Below are 19,597 nucleotides of genomic sequence, written 5' to 3' on the forward strand. Positions count from 1 at the left end.
GGATGAGAGGTCTGAGAATGAACGTCGTAGCATCCTCGCCTGCCCCTGCCGCGAGGGCCGGAGATCCGGACGCGGCGCTGCTCGCGACTGTCGAGACACTTCGGCCTCTGATCGCGGAGCACCGGTCGGCCTTGGCTGTCGGACCGGACCTGCCGGAGCCGGTCGCGGAGGCGCTCATCGACGCCGGTCTCACACAACTCTGGCTCCCCCGGGGCCTGGGCGGTCCTGAGACCCATCCGCTGCGCGTTCTCGCCGCCATCGAGGCCTTGGCGGAACTCGACGGTTCGGTTGCCTGGTGCGCCGCGATCTCGTCCGGGGGCGCGTCACGCTTCGCCGACCTCATCGATCGGGACGCGATGCGCGCGCTCATGCCCGCCGGCAAGAAGTTCGCGGGCAGCGGCAGCGGCCAGCCGACGGGAACGGCGGTTCGCGACGGGGCCGGCTGGCGGATCAACGGACGCTGGTCCTGGGCGAGCTTCTGCCGCTTCAGCTCGGTCTCGGCACTGATGTGTCTCGAGATCGAAGGGGGACAACCGAAACTCGACGCGCACGGGCGGCCGTCTGTGCGGGGCGTCTTCATGGCCTCGAGGGACGTCGAGGTCGTCGGCAACTGGAACGCCGGTGGGCTGCGGTCCAGCGGGAGTCACGACGTCGTCTGCACCGACATCTGGGTGCCGGACGCGCGGACAGTCGACGGCGCGCGCATCATGATGCCGCACGATAGGGAGCCGCTCTACATGCTGCCGATGGCATCGGCGGCCGCGATTGCCGCCGCCGGCGTTCCGCTGGGCCTCGCTCGGGCCTCGATCGACGCGTTGATCGATCTCGCGCAGACGAAGACGCCGCATGGCGGCAAGGTGCCCTTGCGACTTCGCGAGGACGTTCAGGTCGCGGTCGCGCGCGCGGAGACGAGTCTCGGCGCCGCCCGCGCCTTCGCCCGCGATACGGTCTCCGGTCTCTGGTCTGAAGCCGAGAACGGCCGCCCGGTCACCCCCGCGTGGCAGGCCAAGATTCGGCAGGCCTGCTGGTACGCAGGCCACGTCGGGAAGCAGGTGGTCACGAGCATGTACGAAGCGGCGGGCAGTTCCGCCGTTCTCGAGGCGCTGCCGTTCGCGCGCCAGTTGCGCGATGTGTACGCGACCTGCCAGCACATGCAGTATCAGGACCGCATGCTCGTGCCGCCTGGCCGTATCCTCCTGAGCCTCGAGGCCGACGCACCTTTCATCTAGATAGAGGCGACAGATCCCTTCTGAATATTGTGGAACACGCGCGGCTTTCGGCGGCGCCGGGAGCGCGCGGTCCCCTTTTCCCGTCGCGGCGACCGCGCCGACCAGACATCGGGGTCGTCGCTCGGTGAAATCGGCGCGCCCGCTTCCGGCTGGCGGATGCCTTCGTGCGGACATAGCCGCGGGAGCCGATCACGACGCTTAGGGAGCTGTGAGGACGTTCGGAGCAGGGTCGGACGCTGCCGAAGTCCTACGCCTTGTCGCTGGCATCCGGCAGGTCGCGGAGACGCTCTGCTTCGGCGGTCAGGACCGCGACGGAGCGCTGACGCTCATGGGGGTCACGTACCGCAGCGAATGCGCTCAGGAGCGCCGCAACAGCCTTCTGCATCGCGTCGCTGTCGGAGGATGGAGATCCTGCCTGATCGTATAAGGAGGCGACAGGCACACCGAGCTCAGCGGCAATCCGCTGGACGAGGCGGGCGGTGGGTGTCTCGCGTTCCATCACAAACCTATGCCATCGCGACGCCACGCTGGCCCTAGTTCATGACCACGCCCGCAGCCTTGGGGCTGACCTGCGTAGCGAGATGGCGGCCGACGAGCATGAGGGCGTTCGCGAACAATGCTCGTCCGTCATCGTCGCCCACGGCGCTCGCAGTTTTGAAGGCCGCGATCAGGTCGTCGGTCATCTCTTCGAGATCGCTCTCGTCGCGCCCGAGTATGGATATCGCTCTGAGCACAGCATCGGATGGCGCTGGTTCGGATCCGTTCTGGTTGGCTGGCTCAGCGCGCAGCGATGCACGGTGGAGACGCACTGCCTTGAGCGTCTTCTGAGTATGGTCAGATACTTCCTTCAGTTCTCGCCGTATCGCTGAAAGACGCTGCCGCAATGCAAGACTGACCGCCTGCAACTCCCGGGCACGGGTTATGGTCGCTTCAACCGAAGCCCGGAGTTGTGAGAAGCGAGTTTCGATTTCAACCATTGCGCGGTTCCTGTGCGCCTTCATGCAACTCCTAGAATGAGTCGTCAAATTCGCTCATCGAGCGGTGGCTGCTTCGAGGCGAACATTCGAGGCCCGCTTGTTACCCCTGTCCGAGTTGCCGGGCAGCCGACGAGTGTCCGCTTCTGGGCAGCGCCAATGCTCGTCCGTATGGCTGGCACGGGTCCGCAGGAGCGATCCGCCTCTTCCAGAGGATCTGCTTCGAAGCGGTCATCCGCTTGCGGCCGAGGCTGTGTCGAGAGTCCCTCCCGAGACAGACTTTCGGCCTTGCCTGCGGAGGCCAGCACGGGGCGGTTCGTCGAAGGACAGGACCGTCGGCAGTCCTGGTTGTCGCCCAGTCCGTTGGATGACGACGTCACCGCCGGCAATCCGGTTCGGGTGATCGAGGTCTTCATCGAGGAACGCGATCTGGGCGTCCCGGCTTCACCCGCTTCGAGCCCGCGGCGACGGGACGGCCTGCCTATGATCCGGCCACGCTTCCGCAGCTCCACCTCTACGGCCATCTCAACCGAGTGCCGTCGACCCCGCGAGCCTCATCTCGTCGTGGCCCATGAGGTCGTCCACGAGGGCCCGACCGGACCCAACTCCTCGCCTACAACGTGAATCGGATGATCCGCCTGTTCGGCACAACCTGGCTCATCCAGGCCGTTCGAGCCTGACCTGGCCGACCGCGCCGCCGTCATCGTCCTGCCGAGCGACGCTGCCGGCCACGAGCAACGCGTTCTGACACGGCCTCGGTCGCTTCCGGAACGGCAGTTCGGGGGGACTCCTGCCCGTCCGCTTCGAGAGTTCGGATGCACCGAGGCGGACGTAGCCGTGGCAGCCGTCCGCGACCCAGGCCGCCGTTTCGGACAGGAGAGGCGTGACGGGAATGTCAGGCTCAAGGCCGGGCCTGTTATGAACGGTATTTTCATCGTCTTCTTTCATACCGACTTCAGGGGGCGGCACGTACAGGCAAGACATGATCTATGGTGCTGCCGGTCTAGCCGCCGACCATTCGCGCGCGTTTGTTTTCACTGCTCTTGCTATCTGCCTCGTGGCCGGGTGGCTGGTCGCCGCACTCATGCGCACGATCAGCGAGGCCGATCTGGCTCAGCGGTACCGCTGGCTGGCGGGAACGGCAGTCGTGGCCGGCTTGGGCGTCTGGACAACCCATTTCGTCGCCATGCTGGGCTACCGGCCCGATATGGTGCTGGGCTTTGATGACACGACCACCATCTTCTCGGCGCTGGTCGCCATCTTGGTCGTGGGGCTGCCGCTGGCCCTGGCGAGGCTCTTTCCGTCTTGGCGTATCCGGACCCTGGCTGGCGCGGCCGCCGGGTTCGGTATCGGCGCGATGCATCACGCCGGCATGGCAGCGCTCGAGGGATGCCAGCAGACCCATTCGCCGGTCATGAACGTTCTGGCCGCAGGTATCGGTGCTTGCAGTCTCGCGCTGGTTTGTGGGCTGCCGCGACGCTTGGCGACGCCTTGGGTGGTCTGCGCTCTTTTCACCCTGGCAGTCACCGGTACTCACTTCGTCGCGATTGCCGGCACGACGCTGGTGCCCATCCAGGGCTATCGCGGCTTGCCGAACGAAAATATCGTGCTCAGCATCTTGACCACGGGAGGCGCTGCTGTCCTCTTCCTCGGGGCATTCCTGACGATCCTCGCGGCACGACGCTTCGACGCCCAAGAGCGTGCCCATTCATCAATTCTGAGAACCGCTCTCGACAATATGTCGAATGGGTTGCTGTATCTGGACCCGGCTGAACGCGTGCGCCTGTACAACCGGCGCTACCTGGAGATCTATCACATCCCTGTCGATGTCGATCTTACGGGCATGACCATCGATCAGATCATCGACCTTGTCGGCTATCGTCACGGCTGGACCGCAGAGCGGCGAGAGGCGGCGCGCCGGCGGGTCGACGACTGGCGGAGCGTCAAGAACTCCAAACAGATCGACTACCCGCTGGAGGACGGCCGCGTTCTACAGGTCGAGATCCGCCCCATCGAGGACGGCGGCAATGTCGTCACCTTCGACGACGTGACCAAAGAGCGCGAGGCGCAGCGCCGGATTGCGGAATTGGCCTTCTGCGATCCCCTGACCAAGCTCGCCAATCGACGCGCTTTGAGTGCACGGTTGGAGCACGATTTTGCACCTAAGCGCGTCGTCAAGCTCCTGCTGATCGATCTCGATCGTTTCAAGCAGGTTAACGATACCTACGGTCACGTGGTCGGCGACCAGCTCCTCATCCAGGTCGCCAACAGGCTGAGGACGATCGCGGGACCGGACGGCTTCGTAGCCCGGCTCGGCGGTGACGAGATGGCGGTGCTGGTCTACGGCGATCAGACCCAGGCCATGGCTGTCGCCACCGCGGTGATCGAGGCACTGGCCCTGCCGTATGGGATCGACGACCTGACTGTGTCGATCGGCTGCAGCATCGGTCTGTGCTGCACGGATGACGCGCAGGATGCGATCGAACTCATGCAGTTCTCGGACATCGCGCTCTACGAGTCGAAGCGCCAGGGTCGAGGTCGAACGAGCTGCTACACGCCCGACATGTTGAGGACCGTCGCCGATCGGGTTCAGCTGGAAACGGACATGCGTGCCGCGATCGAACGGGGAGAGATGTATCTGGCCTTTCAGCCGGTGATCGCCCTCGTCGACGACCGGATCATCGGCTACGAGGCGTTGATCCGCTGGGATCACCCGAAGCTCGGAGCCGTGTCGCCGGCCCGGTTCATTCCGTTGGCAGAGGAGACCGGGCAGATCATCCCGATCGGAGCCTGGGTGTTGCAGGAGGCGTGCCGGCAGGCCGCGCGATTGCCGAACGATGTCTACGTCGCGGTCAACGTTTCACCGGTTCAGTTTCGCTCTCCGCAGCTCTTGTCTGATCTCACGCAGGCTCTGGCCAGAAGTGGCCTGCCGGCCGAGCGTTTGGAGATCGAACTCACGGAAACAGCGATCGTCGAGGACGGCCCTCGGATCGCCAAGATCCTGGCCGCTATCCGCCGCCTCGGCGTGACGGTCGCGATGGATGATTTCGGCACGGGTTACTCGTCGCTCGCTCATCTGCGCGACTTTCCGCTCGACCGCATCAAGGTGGACCGTTCCTTCGTAGCCACGGCCGAGACGGACCGTCACTCGTTGGCGGTGCTGAAAGGCATCATGCATATCGCGAAGGCGCTGGATGTCGTGCTGCAAGCCGAGGGCGTAGAGACGCCGTCGCAGCTCGCCCTCATGCGCGAGATTGGTTGCGATGCGATCCAGGGCTACCTCATTGGACGGCCGCAGCGATTGGTGGACAGCACTGTGCCGATGGCTCTCTCGGCCTAGCTTCGCGACCGAGCCATGAGCGTCCGCTTCGCGAGTGCGCATGAGCCGTAGGCGGCGGCCGGATAGGGGCGGAAACGGGAGCCGCTCCGGGGGGCAAGCCTGTCTGCTTCCGGAGAGCGGATGCATCCATGCCGGCATGGCTGTAGGGACCGCCGCTGACCCAACGCGGACCCGGGAAGGTTCTGCCGTCAGGCTTTCAAAGGATCGCTCGGTAAGAAGCGAAAGGTCCATGTACCGGAATTCGCGCTCGGCGGGCGCTTGGGCCGTCAATCAGCGCAACGGCTTTGCTGCAGCGTTCTCCGTTTCTTTGAGCAGCACGCGGCTCCGTTCCACGGCTGTTCGCATCTCTGTGGCGTCCGCTCGCATCTCGGCGATCTGAGCCCGCATCTCAGCCACCATCGCGCGTCCATGCCGCACCTGCGCCGAAGGAGATAGGTCAGGGGCCTGGGGGGCCCGCTCAGACTTGCGCCCGTCGTGAAGGCGCTCGTTGAACGGCACCTCCATCAGCTCAGTCTGCGCGGCATCACAGATCAAGAACGCGCAGGCCAGGGGGGCGGTGCCCTCGTGCAGGAGATCAACGCACAGATCCGGGATCGCCCGGCAGGCTTCCAGGTAGGCGGCCTCCAAACTCGGTCTGTCGAGCCCGTCCGTATCCCGCTCCAGCCTCCTGGGGGTGCGCAGGTGGAAGTAGAACAGCGGCATCGTCTCAGCGCATCACCATCGCCCGCGCGGGGGCGAGATGAAGGTAGTCTGGCTTGAAGTCGCAGAGGGCTGCAAGCCGCTCTGGATCCGGCACGTGCATCCAGCGCTGTTTCAGCACGATCAACCCGTCATCCCGTAGCACGCGGATCGATCGGTTGACGTGCACGGGAGTCAGGCCCGCGGCGTCGGCGAATTCTTCCTGTCGCAACGGCCAGGGAAAACCATCTTCGACTGGCACGCCAACAGCTTGTAGCCGAGCCTGTATCTCGCAGATCAGGTGAGCGAGGCGCGGGGCCGCCAAGCGGCGGCCATTGTTGATGAGCCACTGGCGCAAGATGCTGTCGGTCTGGAGCGAGGACCAGCGGAAGGCCTGGGCAATACCCGGGCGACCTTGCACCGCCTCTGCGATCTCGGCCGGGTTGATTTCCGCGATGAGGCCCGCACTCAGCGTGGTCACGGAATGATCGGCGTAACCGAGCAGGCTCGTCTGCACGTGGCTGATGTCACCGGGCAGGATCAAGTCGGTGATGAGACGCTGACCATCGGCGAGAAGCTTTGACCGACAGGCCCAGCCCTCCAGCATGACGAGAACGCGCTGGACTGCATCGCCTTCCGCGACGAGCTGTTGGCGTGGCTCGACGACCCGCGTTTGTCGAAGAAGGCGATTCAGGCAGGCGCGATCCTCCGCGGTGAGATCTGCACCATATGCCAGCCTGCGGAGGAAACGATCCAGCATGAGGAGGCACCATTCCGCCGTCGGTATCTAGTCAGAATCGTTCGATCTCCCAGCGCAAGTTGTGCTGGCGCGTCGCCGGTCAATGCCGGCGAGGCACAGGGCAGAATCGTACGGACGGCGCTGCGCGAAATGGAAGCTTCTGCGGCGCGGGACGGTGGAGGGCGGAACGTCCGCCGGCGGGCGGTGAGTCGATCTCCGCGTCCCACTGCGGGCGGCACGCGCTGAGCGGCCCGGTCTCCAGACCGGACGTGCGGGCACATCGCGCCGCCCTGATCGAATCGATGAGCCCTAGGCCAACAGACGGCATCGGAGCGAAGCGCGCCCTGGGCCGCCTTCCGCTCGCCTCCACAGGGTCTGCCGGCCCGCGGGGGCCCGTCTCAGCCTCGCGCATTCGAGGGCTCGGCGCCGTAACCGGCTTCACGTGGGGGATTCTCCCCCCTCTCCGCCAGTCTCTCTTTCAAAGCGCTCGAGGACCGGCGTCCTCCCGCTGTATCGGCGCCCGTCCGTGACCTCCGTGAAGCCCGCAGGCCGCGATCAGAAGCTGTATCCGACGCGCAACCGCATCTGATGGCGGTCGAAGCTCGACAGGTCGAGCGGCCCGGGCTCGCCCGTCGCCCGCCCGGCGACCTGGAAGCTCCAGGTGAACGAGGCCCAGGCCTGGGGTGACAGGGTCGTGTAGGCGGTCGGCCCGAGATACACGGCCTCGCCCGCGAACCTATCGAGCGCCAGACCGTCGTAGGTCCGGGCATAGCGTGCCTCGCCGCCGAGGAAGAGGCCGGGCCGGACGCAGTAGGCCAGTGCCCCCGCCACCTCGATCCCCGAACCGCGCACGGGCGCGTCCATCGCGGTCAGCCGCGTCGTCGAGAGCGCGAAGCCGACATTGACGGCGGCGATCAGCTTGCCGGGAATGATCTCGCGGTCGGCCAGCAGGCCGATCTCGGTGCCGAAGCTGCGCGCCGGCACGCCCGACCCGCCGTCGACGGTTCCGTAGCCCGGCACGATGTTGAGGGTCAGACCGAAGGCGGCCGCCCGGCGGTCCAGCAGGCGCAGCCGGGTCTCGAGGAAGCCGCCGTTGAAACCGCCCGTGGTCCGGGTCGGGGTGCCGGGCGCACCGATGTCGTAGGCGTTGAAGGTGACGCCCGGAGCCAAGCGGAAATCGTGGGTCAGCGGCACCTTCAGGGCCAGGGAGCTGTCCACGGTCAGGAAGCGGGCGACGCGCCGGCCGAGGCGCCCGCTCGTCTCCCATTCCAGCTCCGCCTCCCCGGGAACGCCGAGGTCGCTGCCCTCGGTGAAGCCGAACAGATGCTCGCTGTCGAGGTCGCCCGGCGTCAGGTTCTCGGCGGCGGTGGGCAGGCTCTGGGCCAGCGCCGGGGCCGCGGTGAGCGCGAGCGCCGCGGCGAGGCCGCACAGGACCGATCCCGGAGCCGAGCGTCGACGCGGAGTGCCGGTGTGCGTCATAGCCCTGACCCATCATTATAGCTGATGCTATATCTAATAGGGTTGGCGATGCCAGGCCGTCAACGGCCGGGCGTGCCGTATGGGCGGGTCGACGAAGGTCCGGCCGCGGATCCGGCGCGGCGCGCGCCGGAGGAAGCGGCGGCGCGCGGCGGCCGCGGCGCCGGTCGTGGGCCGGTCGGGCGTGAGCCGTATCCGCGCTCCGGCTCACGCGGGACCGGTCTCGGGGGCTGTCCCGGCCGCGGGCGGGGCGGCGACCGGCCCGGGCTGCCGCCCGCGCGCGCGGCGCTCCTCGAGGCGCTGCAGGATCACGTAGAAGGACGGGACGAACAGCACCGCCAGGCAGGTCGAGGCGAGCATGCCGCTGAACACCGTGATGCCGATGGACTTGCGCGCCGCGGCCCCGGCCCCGGAGGCGGTGACGAGGGGCAGGACGCCGAGGATGAAGGCGAACGAGGTCATCAGGATCGGGCGGAAGCGCAGTCGCGCCGCCTCCACGGCGGCGGCCGCGATGTCGAGGCCGGACTGCCGCTTCTCGCGGGCGACCTCGACGATCAGGATGGCGTTCTTGCTCGCCAGCGCGATCAGCAGGATCAGGCCGATCTGCGTGTAGAGGTTGTTGGCGACGCCGAGCAGCAGCAGCGCCCCGACCGTGCCCAGCAGCGCCAGCGGCACGCCGAGCAGGACCGCCAGCGGCAGGATCCAGCTCTCGTACTGGCCGGCCAGGACCAGGTAGACGAGGAGGATGGCGAGCCCGAACACGAGGTAGATCTGCGCGCCGACCGCCTTCTCCTGGTACGACATCGCCGTCCAGTCGTAGCCCGTGCCCGGCGGCAGCACCTTCGCGGCGATCTGCTGCATCAGGTCCAGCGCCTGCCCGGAGCTGAAGCCCGGTGCCGCCCCGCCGACGATCGTCGCCGTCGGGTAGAGATTGTACAGGCTGATCAGGGACGGGCCCTGCACGGTCCTGATCTCCACGACGGTGCCGAGGGGCACCATCACGCCGTTGCCGGCGCGCACCTTCAGGTTCTCGACGTCCTCGGGACGGAGCCGGTAATCGGGCGCGGCCTGCACGTAGACCTGGAAGGTCCGGCCGAACTTGTTGAACTGCGTGACGTAGGACGAGCCCACGTAGCTCGAGAGCGTCGAGAAGACCTGACCGACCGTCACGCCGAGGGCCTCGGCCTTGACCCGGTCCACCGCGATCGCGATCTGCGGCACGCCGGCCCGGAACGAGGTGTTGAGCTTCCGCAGCCCGGATTGCGCGTTCCCGTCGGCGACGATCGTCCGGGCGAGGCTCTCCAGCAGCGGGTAGTCGAAGTCGCCGTTGCGCAGCTCGATCTGCATGGTGAAGCCGCTGGCGTTGCCGATGCCCTGGATCGGCGGCGGGATCAGCACGAAGGTGTCGGCGTCCTCGACGCCCGCCAGCATCGTGTTGAAGCGCTCGTAGAGGCTGCGCAGATCCTGGCCCTTCTCCCCGGCGCGGGCGTCCCAGTTCTTGAGAACCACGTAGGCGACGCCGGCATTGGGCAGGGTGGCGTTCGAGTCGAGGACCGAGATGCCGCTGATCGAGAGGACGTTGTCGACGCCCGGCGTCGCCTTCGCCCGGGCGCTGATCCGCTGCATCACGGCGTCGGTGCGCTCCTTCGAGGCCCCGTCCGGCAGCTGCGCGCCGATCAGGACGTAGCCCTGATCCTCGGTGGGCAGGAAGGCGGTGGGCAGGCGGGTGAGCCCCCATCCGGCGAGACCGATCAGCAGGAGTGCCGCGGCGACCATCAGGCCGCTGCGCCGGACCATGCTGGCGATCAGCCGGGCGTACCCGTTCTCCAGGACGCCGTAGACGCGGTTGAAGCCGCGGTAGAACACGTTCCGCTTCTCCGGCGGCACCGGCTTGCGCAGCCACAGGGCGCACTGGGTCGGCTTCAGGGTGGCGGCGTTGATCGCGCTGATCAGCGCGGTCGCGGCGATCACCAGGGCGAACTGCTTGTAGAGCTGCCCGGTCAGGCCGGGCAGGAACGCGGCCGGCACGAACACCGACATGAGCACCAGGGTGATGCCGATGATCGGGCCGAACAGCTCCTCCATCGCTTGCTCGGCCGCCGCCCGCGGCGAGAGGCCCGCGTCGATGTGGTGGGACACCCCCTCGACGATCACGATGGCGTCGTCCACCACGATGCCGATGGCCAGCACGATGGCGAACAGCGTCGAGAGGTTCACGCTGAAGCCCATCGCCGCCATGGCGGCGAAGGCGCCGATGATCGTCACCGGCACCGTCGTCGCCGGCACCAGCATGGCGCGCCAGTCCTGGACGAAGACCAGGATGACGATCAGGACCAGGGCGGCCGCCTCGAACAGCGTCCTGTAAACCTCGTGGATCGAGGCCTGCACGAACTCCGTCGTGTCGAACGGGATGGCGTAGACGAGGCCCGACGGGAAGGTCTTGGCGAGCTCGGCCATCCGGGTGCGGACCGCGTTCGCCACCGTCAGCGCGTTCGCCTCGGGCAGCTGGTAGATGCCGATGCCCGCGGCGGGCTGCCCGTTCAGGGTGAAGGACTGGCTGTAGGTCTGCGCGCCGAGCTCGACGCGGCCGACGTCGCGCAGGCGGGTGATGCGGCCGCCATCCTGCGCGTCCGCCTTGATGACGATGTTCTCGAAGTCCGGGGCGTTGTTGAGCCGCCCGTTGACGTTGAGGGTGTACTGGAAGTCCTGGCCGGCCGGGACCGGCGGCATCCCCACGGCGCCCGCGGTGACCTCCTGGCTCTGCTGCTGCACGATGTTGATGATGGCGTCGGGGGTGAGGCCCCGGGCCTGCACGAGGTCGGGGTCCAGCCAGATCCGCATCGCGTACTGGCCGGCGCCGAAAACCGTGACGTTGCCGACGCCGGGCAGGCGGGCCAGCTCGTTCTGCACGTTGATGACGCCGTAATTCGACAGGAACAGGCTGTCGAACTTCCCGTCGGCGGCCGACAGCGTCACGAATTGCAGGATCGCGGTGGATTTCTTCTGGGTCGTGACGCCCTGGACCTGGACGGCCTGCGGCAGCGACGACATCGCGATCGCGACGCGGTTCTGCACCAGCACCTGGGCCTGATCGCCGTCCGTCCCGATCGCGAAGGTGACGGTGAGCGTGTAGGTGCCGTCGCTCGCGCTGGTCGACTGCATGTAGAGCATGCCCTCGACGCCGTTGACCTGCTGCTCGATCGGCAGCGCCACCGTGTCGACCACCGTGCGGGCGCTCGCGCCCGGATAGCGGGTGGTGACCTGGACCGTCGGCGGCACGACGTTGGGATACTGGGACACCGGCAGGTTGAGCAGCGACACCGCGCCGATCAGCACCATGACCAGGGCCAGCACGTTGGCCAGGACCGGCCGCTCGATGAAGAAGCGCGAGATCATGCCGTAGGCCCTCGGTGCCGGCGTCTCAGGGGCCGTCCCACCGCATCGGCGGGACGCGCTTTGGCGGAGGCCGACCCCCGGGCGCGGGGAGGATCGGCGCCGCAGACCCGGGGCCGCGTCGGCGCGGCCGGGTCCCGCGGCCGATCTCTCACCGCTGGGGCGGCGCCGGTTCGGACGAGGCGTCGGCCACGGCCGCCCTCTGGGGGGCGACCTTCGCGCCCGGTATCGCCCGCTGGATGCCGTCCGTGACGACCCAGTCGCCGGGCGCGAGCCCCGTCTCGATCACCCGGTAGCGCCCGTCCCGGGGGCCGAGCGTCACCACCCGCTGAGAAACGACATCGTCGGCCCCGACCGTGAGCACGTAGCTGCCCTGCTGGTTCGTCCCGATGGCGTCGTCGCGGACCAGCAGGGCCTTATCCTGGCGTCCGACCGGGATCCGGACCCGCACGAACAGGCCCGGGAGGAGCGCGTGGTCGCCGTTCTCGATGAGCGCCCGGGCCATCAGCGTGCCGGTGGACGGGTCGACCTGCGGCGCGAGGTAGTCGAGCTTGCCGGTATGGGGATAGCCGGTCTCGGTCTGCAAGCCGATCTCCACCGGGATCTTGGACAGGTCGCCCAGCGTCCGCTGCGTCGCGAGCAGGTGCTGCTTGACCAGCAGAACCTGCTGCTCGCTGACGTTGAAGTAGACGTAGAGCGGATCGATGCGCACGAGCTGCGCCAGCTTGGTCGGCCCGCTGATGCCGACGAGCGCCCCGACATCCACGAGGTGGTTGGTGACCACGCCGTCGAAGGGCGCCGAGACCTGCGTGTAGCCGAGATTGATGGTGGCGATGTCGAGATTGGCCTGCGCCTCCATGAGGGCGGCGCTGGCTTGGTCCAGCTTGGTCTTCGCGTCCTCGACGCGCGCCTGCGAGGCGAATTCCTGCCGGCCCAGCGTGGACTGGCGCTGATACTCGGACTGGGCGTTCGCCAGGGTGGCCTGCTGCGCCGCCAGGGCGCCCTGCGCCTGCTTGAGCTGCGCCTCGTAGGTGTTGCGCTGGATGGAGAAGAGCGGCGCGCCCTTCTTCACAACGGCGCCGTCCCTGTAGGTGATCGCCTCCAGGAAGCCCTGGACCCGCGCCTCGAGTTCGACGGCCGCGAAGGCCTTGGTGTTGCCGGTGAGCTCGAAGTAGCGCGTCACCGTGCGCATGGCCGGCTGCGCGACCGAGACGGTGGGCGGCGGCGGCGGGACGTACTGGTTCGAATCGTGGCAGCCGGCGGCGAGTCCCGCGATGGCGGCCAGGGTGAGGAGACGGAGGGATCCGGGGAGCTGAAACACGATCGGCACGGTCGACCCTCAACCTGAGAGCGTTACGGGACGGTCTTCGGCCTCGGTCCAGCCGCGGCTACTGGCCGTCCTCGGCCTTGGCTTCCCGGGCGAGGGTCAGGCACTCCAGCAGATCGACGTAGCTGGGCAGGCCGTCGAGCTGGGCTTCCGCCGCGCAGCGCGTCCGGTCGACCGCCGGGAAGCTGGACCACTTCTTGGCCACCTCGGCGCGGGCCGATCCCTCGTCCTGGAGGCAGAGTTTCTGCCGACCGACATCGAGGGTCATCTCCTGCGTCGCCGCCCGGCAGCTGCCACGAACGTCGAAGGCCGGCATCTTGTCCGAGACCGGCGTCGTCAACGCCAGCTCCAACAGCAGGGCGGGGACAGCAAACATCATGATCGGCACACCCGCGCGTCGCCTCGACCGGGTAGCCCGGTCGATCCGTGTTTTGGCAGCCCCGAACGGTTGCCGTGCCCTGCGGCAATACAGGTTCGATACGCAAGACCGACTCGATTCGGCTGCCTATCCTGTATCGGTAGCATAGCTCGCCGCCAAGTTGTCGCAACAAAAATTGTTATCAACCGGCGCATACTACCTAACATGGCCGGCGACCGGCATATCGGCGAGGCGATATCTGCGATATCCGCCCGATACGTAAGATCGATAGAGAGAAAAGGTTATTCTATAAATTATAAGCGTGTTCCCGGGCACTGGATCGGTTCAGCGTGCGCGCGGGGCGACTGTACAATCGTTCGGGCCGCGCACGCCGTCGTCGGCGTGTCGTCGGCGTGTCGTCGGCCAGCGCCGGGCCTGCGCTGACGAAGAAGCCCCCGGTGAGGCCGGCGACGAGGGCCCCGCCTCCGGCGCGGAGCGGGCGGGCTCGCGTCCGCGGCCCGGCGCCCGGGCCGTTCGGGTGAGCGTTCGCCGGGCGCCGGCGCGGCCGGCTGGGGGAGGATCGTCCGGGCGCGCGGTGCGCCTTGCCCGGCCGGGGCGCCCGCCTCACTGTGCGCGCGCCCGCTTCCGCGGCCGCAGACCCGACGGCGCCGCTTCACGGGAAGACCGGTAGGGAGAGACATGAATCTGCTGAAGCGGCTGTTCGGACGCGCCGATGCGGCACCGGCGGCGGAGGCGCCGCCGGACGAGCCGCTTCTCGTCAACGCCTACGCGACCGTGCGCGACCTGCCCGCGCTGGCCTTCCCCCACGAGCCGAACGGGCGTCGGGACCTGTCCGACCCCGCCTTGCAGCCGCATCTCGACGGGTTCATCGGCTACGTCATGGGACGGGGCGACGGCCAGATGACCGCCCTGCGCTACCACCTGTGGCGCCACCTGCAGCGCGTCCGCAACCACGTCAGCTTCGCGGTCGCCGCGTCCGATCTGCCGCGCGTCGAGGCCTGGGCGCTCGCGGCGAACGCCGTCCTCTTCCTGCCGGACGGCTCGGTGCGCGCGGCCGACATGGCGCTCCTCATGTCGGCCGCGGGTGAGACGGATCCCGCGGCGCGCCTGCCCTATCCGCCCGACGCCGTCGCGCGCCGCGCCCGGACCCTGGAGCGGCTGGGGAACCTGGACCCGAAGCCGCCGGCCGGCATGCCCCCCGCGCTCGGCGAGGCGGAGTTGGCACTTCGACCACCGGCGGAGGTGCTCCGGCGGGCTCTGGCACTGCTCTACATCGCCGCCTGGGGGCAGGCCTTCGGCGCCGGCACGACGCTGATCGCGCCGGGACAGAGGGCGCTGAATCCCACCGGCTTCGCTTCCCTGTCGCCGGCCGAGCGCGCCCGGATCGAGGCGGCGGACCCCAGGGACGCCGCGGCGGCCTCCTGGCGCTACGAGGCCGCGAACACCCTGCTGTGGGCGCTCGGCGCGAGCGCGGCCCGGATCGCCGACAGCGACGCCGCGGCCGACGTGGACGCGCTCTGGCGGGCAGTCGCGCCGCTCGCGCAGGACGCGGGCGCGGCGGATGTCGCGCGCCTGCGGCCGCCCGGCGAGATCCTGGAGGCGCTGGACCGCGCGTGGCGGGAGCACTGGGTCGTCCGGCAGGCGCGGCAGACGGGAGTGGCCCCCGCGGGGCTCAACGGCGACGTCGTGGCGGAGCGTCACGTCGCGCTGAACTGGCTGACCGGCTTCCAGAACGACCGCGACACGCCGTGGGACGCGATCGACACGCCGACGTGACCGCACCTCGGCTCAGCGGAGACCGTCGAAGTAGTCGAAGAACACGCGGTCCGGATCGTGCTTGTCGCGCAGCGCGCACAGCCTCTGCCACTTCTCGGGCGTGAACGCCTGGGCGACGATCTCGGGCTGCTCGACCGTGTCGGTCTCGCCGATGTAGTAGCCGATGTTGAACGGCTTCAGCGCGGCGATCACCGCCTGATGCCACGCGGCGTTGGCCTGGTCGTCGTCCGCCTCGCGCCACATGGTCCAGGGGCCGCCGTAGACCTTCGAGGTCATGGAGCGGGCCATGTCCCGCTGCGGCCCCGGGACGTCGGGCCCGCAGAAGATCGTCGACAGGAACACCGAGGTCGCCGAAGGCGCGCTCCGCCACAGGGGCAGGATGGCGGCCATCAGCGCGCCGGGGCAGTGATTGGAGTAGGTGGCCTCGACCCGGGAGCGCACGCCCTCCGGGAAGAGCGCGCCGGACGCGTCGAAGAGCTGCTCGAAGTCGAGGGGCGTCGCCCGCGCGCGCGACAGGGGCGCGACCGGTGCGCCGTCCAGCGGCGCCAGCGCGCGCCGCGCCGCCTCCGGTGTGTCTTCGAAGGCGGTGGCGGTGACCATGCAGACCCAGCCGTTCTGGGCCGCCGCCTGCTCGGCCAGCGCGGGCGGCGCCTTGACGAGGAACTGGGTCAGCTCGACGCTCGGCGCGATCGTCGGCGCCGCCTCGCCGAGCCACCTGCCGATGGCCGGCGCGTCCTCGAGGCGATAGAAGTACTCGCTCCCGTGAATGGCTTTCGGCAGCGCGTGGAGCTTGAGGAAATACTTCGTGACGATCCCGAAGAAGCCCGGGCCTGCGCCGCGCGCGGCCCAGAAGAAGTCCGGGTTCTCGGTCTCGCTTGCCCGGATCAAGTCGCCCTGGGCGGTGACGAGCTCGATCGCCTCGAGGCTCTCGGTCCCGTAGCCCCAGACCGTGGGGTTCCAGGCCATGCCGCCGCCGAGGAAGTAGCCGCTGGCCTTGACCTGAGGACAGTGGCCGGTCGGGAAGGCGAGGCCGTGGCCGTTGAGCGCCTTCTGGATGTCGCGGTTGCTGAGAACGGGCTGGATGACGGCCCGGCGCTGCGCGACGTCGATCGCCAGGATCTTGTCGAGGCTCCCGAGGTCGATCAGGATCCCGCCGTTGCGCAGGGTCGGCTGGCACCAATTGTGGCCGCCGCCGCGGACGACCACCTTGAGGCCGTGCGCGCGGGCGAACGTCACCGTGGCGACGATGTCGTCCTCGTCGGCCGCCTTGACGATCATCTGCGGTGCCCGGTCCGGGATCAGTCTGTTCCACAGGTTCCCGTGAAGGGCGTCCCGGAACTGCGGGTCGCCCGCGTCGATGACCGGGCCTCTGCAGACCGTCCTCAGGCTCTCAGCATTCATGTCCAGGCACTGCGCGGGCGGGGAGACCCGCTCGGGCGAGGGGGCCTGAGCGGGCGGAACAGGACGGCCGATCTCGCGATCCGGCCCTCAGTAGGGGACGCGGTCCGCTTTCTGCGCGTACTTCTTCCAGACCTCGACGGCCTCCTCGCGCATGATCTGCTGGGTCGGGATGGAGCGCTCGCCGACATCCTTCTTGAGTTCGGCGTAGATCATGCTGTCGTCGAAGCCGCCGTACTCCAGCGCGTCTTCGACCTGCGCCGCGTAGTAGACGTTCTTGACGCCGGCCCAGTAGGCGGCCGCCATGCACATCGGGCAGGGTTCGGCGCTGGTGTAGAGCGTCGCGTTCCGGAGCTTGAAGCTGCCCTGCGCCTTGCAGGCCTTCCGGATGGCCTCGATCTCGCCGTGCCAGGTCGGGTCGTTCTCGGCGACGACGCGGTTGGCGCCCTCGGCGATGATCTCGCCGTCCTGGACGATCACGCAGCCGAACACGCCGCCGGCGCTGTCGACCAGTGACGTCTTCTCCGACAGGGCGATCGCCCGGGCCATGAACTTCTCGTGGTTGTCAGACATTGGAACCTCTGTCGTCGCGAAACGGGTCGGCTGATCGAGACTGTGAACCGCGGAGACTTGCTTATCGAGGGGCGATCCCGTTTGTTGTGTCGAACCGCACTAGACTTCAAGGCGTGCTTAACGACTCGGGATCGGCCGGCCGACATTGCCGTCGGGTTGAGCAACGTCGCCGCGCGGTACGGCCGAGCGGTGTCGGCCGCGACGGGCACGCGACCGCCGTCGATCTGCGCGGGCAGGATCGGCGACGGGGCGTGGCGCGGTGCGGGACGTCCGGCTGAGACCGTGCGTCCCGCGAAGCGCATGTTCGTCAGCCAATAACGCGCGGCTACGATGTCTCTGTCGACAGGATAGACAGGGTCGACGGAGCCCCGTCAACGCTTCCGGACAATCGATCGCGGTGGAATTGTAAATGTCCAAGAATGCAATAGAGCGGCCGTGAATAGCTGATCAATGTTGCCGGCAGGCCGATCCGGGCAGCACATCCGGCGCGTTGCGGCCGCGGCCGCGGCCCTCGATCGGGGCGGCGGCGCCCCGGCTGAGACGGACGGACAAGAAATAATCCGTCCCGTCACGGCCGGGCAATCCCGCCTCAGGGCACCGCGATCCGGGTCGGAGGGGGCGGCGCCGCCGCGCGGGGCGACGGCGCGACCGGTCCGGGACCTCCAGGCTTCGCGGGGCGATCTTCCAGTCGCTGGTGCCGGCCCGGATCGCGGGGCGTCCCGGAAGCGGGCGATCAGGCGGCCGGACGCTCCGCGAGGACGTCGCGGATGGCGCCCCTGACGTGCCCGAGGGCGTCCGCCTCGTCCGAGCCGCCGGTCACGGCGGCCTCGAGGGTCCGGCACGCCGCCGCCAGGCGCGTGTAGCCGAGGCTGCCCGCCATGGCGATCAGGGCGTGCGCCTCCTGGGCGATCGTCGGGCGCGGGGTTCCGGGCGGGAACGCCGCCTCGAGGCGCGCCCGCAGGTCGCCGGTCAGGCGCGCGACCTCGGCCGCGCCGATCGCGTCGCGGAGGCGCTCGACCCGCGCCGCGTCGCGGACAGGTTCCGGATCGGGCGCCGGGCGCGCGGCCGGAGCCGCCGCGAGGCCGGCCGCCGCGGCCGACAGCCCGGCCGGCGTGAGGCTGACCGCCAGCCCGCCTCCGGCCGGCACGCAGGCGGCCAGTTCCTGCTCCGTCAGGGCCAGGATCGCCGCCATGGCGGCGCTGCGGACCAGCCCGGCCGCCAGGATGGGCGCCGGCGCCTCGGCGGCCGACAGGGGCAGGCTGCGGGCGCCGACGTGGAGCCAGCTGAGCAGCCGGCAGGCCGGATCGTCCGAATCCCGAACCGCGGCGGCGAGTCCCGCGCGGCGCTCGGCGAAGGCGCGGCAGGTCTGCGCCAGCGCCGTCCAGGCGGCCGGATCGTCCACCCGGAACGTCGCGTCGCAGGCGTGGCCGAGACGTCCGGTCAGATCGACGGTGGGGAGCAGGTGGCCAGGGCTTCCCGGCGGCAGCGCCCGGCTCTGCGCGAGACCCTCCGCCGCGCCGATCAGGATGAGATCGGCCTCCGCCACGGGGGCGAGGCGGAAGGCGTGGCCCACCGCGGCGGCCGCCTCGGCGCCGAGATCCGGGTACAGGGCGGCGCGCGGGCGCCCCGGGAGGCCGCGCCGCCGCCACAGCGCCTCGGCCGGCGCCTCGTCGGCGGGCCTCGGCGACGGGTCCGGTGCGACGCCCGCGGGCCCGTCCGACGCCGCGTCCGGCGCCGCGTCGGGCGCGCGCAGGCGGTCGAGCGTCGCGTACAGCAGGTCGGGCTCGACCGGCTTGACCAGGATCGCGTCGAACAGCGCGTCGGCGCCCCGGCGCGACGCCAGGCCGTGCCGGTCGGCCGTGATCCCGACGAGGCGGACGCGCCCCTGCGCGCCGACGATCTCGCGCATCAGCCGCGCGAGAGCGTACCCGTCCATCTCGGGCAGGTGGTAGTCGATGAGCACGACGGCGTGGCGGCGCTCGCTCAGGAGCCGCAGGCCCAGAAACCCGTCGGCCGCGCAGTCGAACGCGTCGCCGCGCGCCGCCAGCAGGGCGCCGATCAGGTCGCGCGAGCCGGGATCGTCCTCGACCAGCAGGATACGGTCGGTCATGCGATCCTCACGGGCGGATCCCGGTCCGGGCGACCGGGCCGCGGAGCGCCTCGGGTGGCAGGTCGGCGCCGCTCGCCTCGGCCTGGATGGAGGGCGGTGCGCCGATCGAGGCCTGCCGCAGCGCGGCCGGACCCGCGTCCTGGGGCCCGCGCCCGCCGTCCGGCGCCTCGGCGACGCCCAGGTAGCGCCGGCCCGGCGGCGGGGC

15 protein-coding genes are annotated in these 19,597 nt (G+C 69.3%); 3 read left to right on the forward strand and 12 right to left on the reverse strand.

The features are described 5' to 3' along the window. Window positions 1-17: 17 nt before the first annotated feature. Window positions 18-1,229, forward strand: a complete 1,212-nt coding sequence (locus ME121_RS07965; RefSeq protein ID WP_012321692.1) for an acyl-CoA dehydrogenase family protein — start codon at window positions 18-20, stop codon at window positions 1,227-1,229. Between the two features lie 247 nt (window positions 1,230-1,476). On the opposite strand, the gene ME121_RS33440 is transcribed toward ME121_RS07965, so the two are convergent. Both ME121_RS33440 and ME121_RS33445 read right to left on the reverse strand, forming a co-directional pair. Further along, window positions 1,477-1,728 (reverse strand): hypothetical protein, encoded by a 252-nt coding sequence (locus tag ME121_RS33440; RefSeq protein ID WP_133250910.1) that lies wholly within the window; start codon window positions 1,726-1,728, stop codon window positions 1,477-1,479. Window positions 1,729-1,762: 34 nt separating this feature from the next. Then, the gene (locus ME121_RS33445; RefSeq protein ID WP_127992176.1) at window positions 1,763-2,206 is read right to left on the reverse strand and encodes a hypothetical protein; all 444 of its coding nucleotides are present in this window, start codon (window positions 2,204-2,206) and stop codon (window positions 1,763-1,765) included. Between the two features lie 979 nt (window positions 2,207-3,185). On the opposite strand from ME121_RS33445, the gene ME121_RS07975 reads away from it, so the two are divergent. Beyond that, window positions 3,186-5,543: a bifunctional diguanylate cyclase/phosphodiesterase gene (locus ME121_RS07975; RefSeq protein WP_024828583.1), complete on the forward strand. Its 2,358-nt coding sequence runs from the start codon at window positions 3,186-3,188 to the stop codon at window positions 5,541-5,543. A gap of 270 nt (window positions 5,544-5,813) precedes the next feature. Here ME121_RS07975 and ME121_RS07980 read toward each other — a convergent pair whose 3' ends face one another. From ME121_RS07980 to ME121_RS08005, 6 genes are all read right to left on the reverse strand, one after another. Continuing rightward, on the reverse strand, window positions 5,814-6,245 hold the full coding sequence (locus ME121_RS07980; protein ID WP_012321696.1) for a DUF6894 family protein: 432 nt from the start codon (window positions 6,243-6,245) through the stop codon (window positions 5,814-5,816). A 4-nt stretch (window positions 6,246-6,249) separates the two neighbouring features. Then, the gene (locus ME121_RS07985; protein ID WP_012321697.1) at window positions 6,250-6,981 is read right to left on the reverse strand and encodes a Crp/Fnr family transcriptional regulator; all 732 of its coding nucleotides are present in this window, start codon (window positions 6,979-6,981) and stop codon (window positions 6,250-6,252) included. 534 nt (window positions 6,982-7,515) lie between these two features. Continuing rightward, window positions 7,516-8,439: a DUF6662 family protein gene (locus ME121_RS07990; RefSeq protein ID WP_029359910.1), complete on the reverse strand. Its 924-nt coding sequence runs from the start codon at window positions 8,437-8,439 to the stop codon at window positions 7,516-7,518. Between the two features lie 204 nt (window positions 8,440-8,643). Next, on the reverse strand, window positions 8,644-11,832 hold the full coding sequence (locus ME121_RS07995; protein WP_059408630.1) for an efflux RND transporter permease subunit: 3,189 nt from the start codon (window positions 11,830-11,832) through the stop codon (window positions 8,644-8,646). A gap of 148 nt (window positions 11,833-11,980) precedes the next feature. Continuing rightward, window positions 11,981-13,159 (reverse strand): efflux RND transporter periplasmic adaptor subunit, encoded by a 1,179-nt coding sequence (locus tag ME121_RS08000; RefSeq protein ID WP_059408631.1) that lies wholly within the window; start codon window positions 13,157-13,159, stop codon window positions 11,981-11,983. Window positions 13,160-13,217: 58 nt separating this feature from the next. Continuing rightward, window positions 13,218-13,535: a hypothetical protein gene (locus ME121_RS08005; protein WP_408902467.1), complete on the reverse strand. Its 318-nt coding sequence runs from the start codon at window positions 13,533-13,535 to the stop codon at window positions 13,218-13,220. Window positions 13,536-14,213: 678 nt separating this feature from the next. Here ME121_RS08005 and ME121_RS08010 point away from each other — a divergent pair. Next, window positions 14,214-15,311, forward strand: coding sequence for a DUF4272 domain-containing protein (locus tag ME121_RS08010; protein WP_059408632.1), 1,098 nt, complete (start codon window positions 14,214-14,216; stop codon window positions 15,309-15,311). Window positions 15,312-15,323: 12 nt separating this feature from the next. On the opposite strand, the gene ME121_RS08015 is transcribed toward ME121_RS08010, so the two are convergent. The 4 genes from ME121_RS08015 to ME121_RS08030 all read right to left on the reverse strand — a co-directional run. Next, window positions 15,324-16,712, reverse strand: coding sequence for an FAD-binding oxidoreductase (locus tag ME121_RS08015; protein ID WP_059408633.1), 1,389 nt, complete (start codon window positions 16,710-16,712; stop codon window positions 15,324-15,326). 87 nt (window positions 16,713-16,799) lie between these two features. After that, entirely contained in the window at window positions 16,800-17,282 is a 483-nt protein-coding gene (locus ME121_RS08020) for a nucleoside deaminase (protein WP_012321704.1), read from the reverse strand. A 733-nt stretch (window positions 17,283-18,015) separates the two neighbouring features. Then, window positions 18,016-19,392, reverse strand: a complete 1,377-nt coding sequence (locus ME121_RS08025; protein WP_059408634.1) for a response regulator — start codon at window positions 19,390-19,392, stop codon at window positions 18,016-18,018. Between the two features lie 7 nt (window positions 19,393-19,399). Then, window positions 19,400-19,597: hypothetical protein (locus tag ME121_RS08030; protein WP_491892828.1), on the reverse strand; the 198-nt coding region annotated here is incomplete at its 5' end.

Source organism: Methylobacterium sp. ME121, from assembly GCF_000974725.1.
Classification (GTDB): Bacteria; Pseudomonadota; Alphaproteobacteria; order Rhizobiales; family Beijerinckiaceae; genus Methylobacterium; species Methylobacterium radiotolerans.

Excerpts from the sequence above, each read along its gene's own strand:
- ME121_RS07965 (WP_012321692.1), top strand. The coding sequence starts at position 18 with ATGAACGTCGTAGCATCCTCGCCTGCCCCTGCCGCGAGGGCCGGAGAT.
- ME121_RS33440 (WP_133250910.1), bottom strand. The coding sequence starts at position 1,728 with ATGGAACGCGAGACACCCACCGCCCGCCTCGTCCAGCGGATTGCCGCT.
- ME121_RS07985 (WP_012321697.1), bottom strand. The coding sequence starts at position 6,981 with ATGCTGGATCGTTTCCTCCGCAGGCTGGCATATGGTGCAGATCTCACC.
- ME121_RS07975 (WP_024828583.1), top strand. The coding sequence starts at position 3,186 with ATGATCTATGGTGCTGCCGGTCTAGCCGCCGACCATTCGCGCGCGTTT.
- ME121_RS33445 (WP_127992176.1), bottom strand. The coding sequence starts at position 2,206 with ATGGTTGAAATCGAAACTCGCTTCTCACAACTCCGGGCTTCGGTTGAA.
- ME121_RS08010 (WP_059408632.1), top strand. The coding sequence starts at position 14,214 with ATGAATCTGCTGAAGCGGCTGTTCGGACGCGCCGATGCGGCACCGGCG.
- ME121_RS08005 (WP_408902467.1), bottom strand. The coding sequence starts at position 13,535 with ATGATGTTTGCTGTCCCCGCCCTGCTGTTGGAGCTGGCGTTGACGACG.
- ME121_RS07990 (WP_029359910.1), bottom strand. The coding sequence starts at position 8,439 with ATGACGCACACCGGCACTCCGCGTCGACGCTCGGCTCCGGGATCGGTC.
- ME121_RS08015 (WP_059408633.1), bottom strand. The coding sequence starts at position 16,712 with ATGAATGCTGAGAGCCTGAGGACGGTCTGCAGAGGCCCGGTCATCGAC.
- ME121_RS08025 (WP_059408634.1), bottom strand. The coding sequence starts at position 19,392 with ATGACCGACCGTATCCTGCTGGTCGAGGACGATCCCGGCTCGCGCGAC.
- ME121_RS08020 (WP_012321704.1), bottom strand. The coding sequence starts at position 17,282 with ATGTCTGACAACCACGAGAAGTTCATGGCCCGGGCGATCGCCCTGTCG.
- ME121_RS07995 (WP_059408630.1), bottom strand. The coding sequence starts at position 11,832 with ATGATCTCGCGCTTCTTCATCGAGCGGCCGGTCCTGGCCAACGTGCTG.
- ME121_RS07980 (WP_012321696.1), bottom strand. The coding sequence starts at position 6,245 with ATGCCGCTGTTCTACTTCCACCTGCGCACCCCCAGGAGGCTGGAGCGG.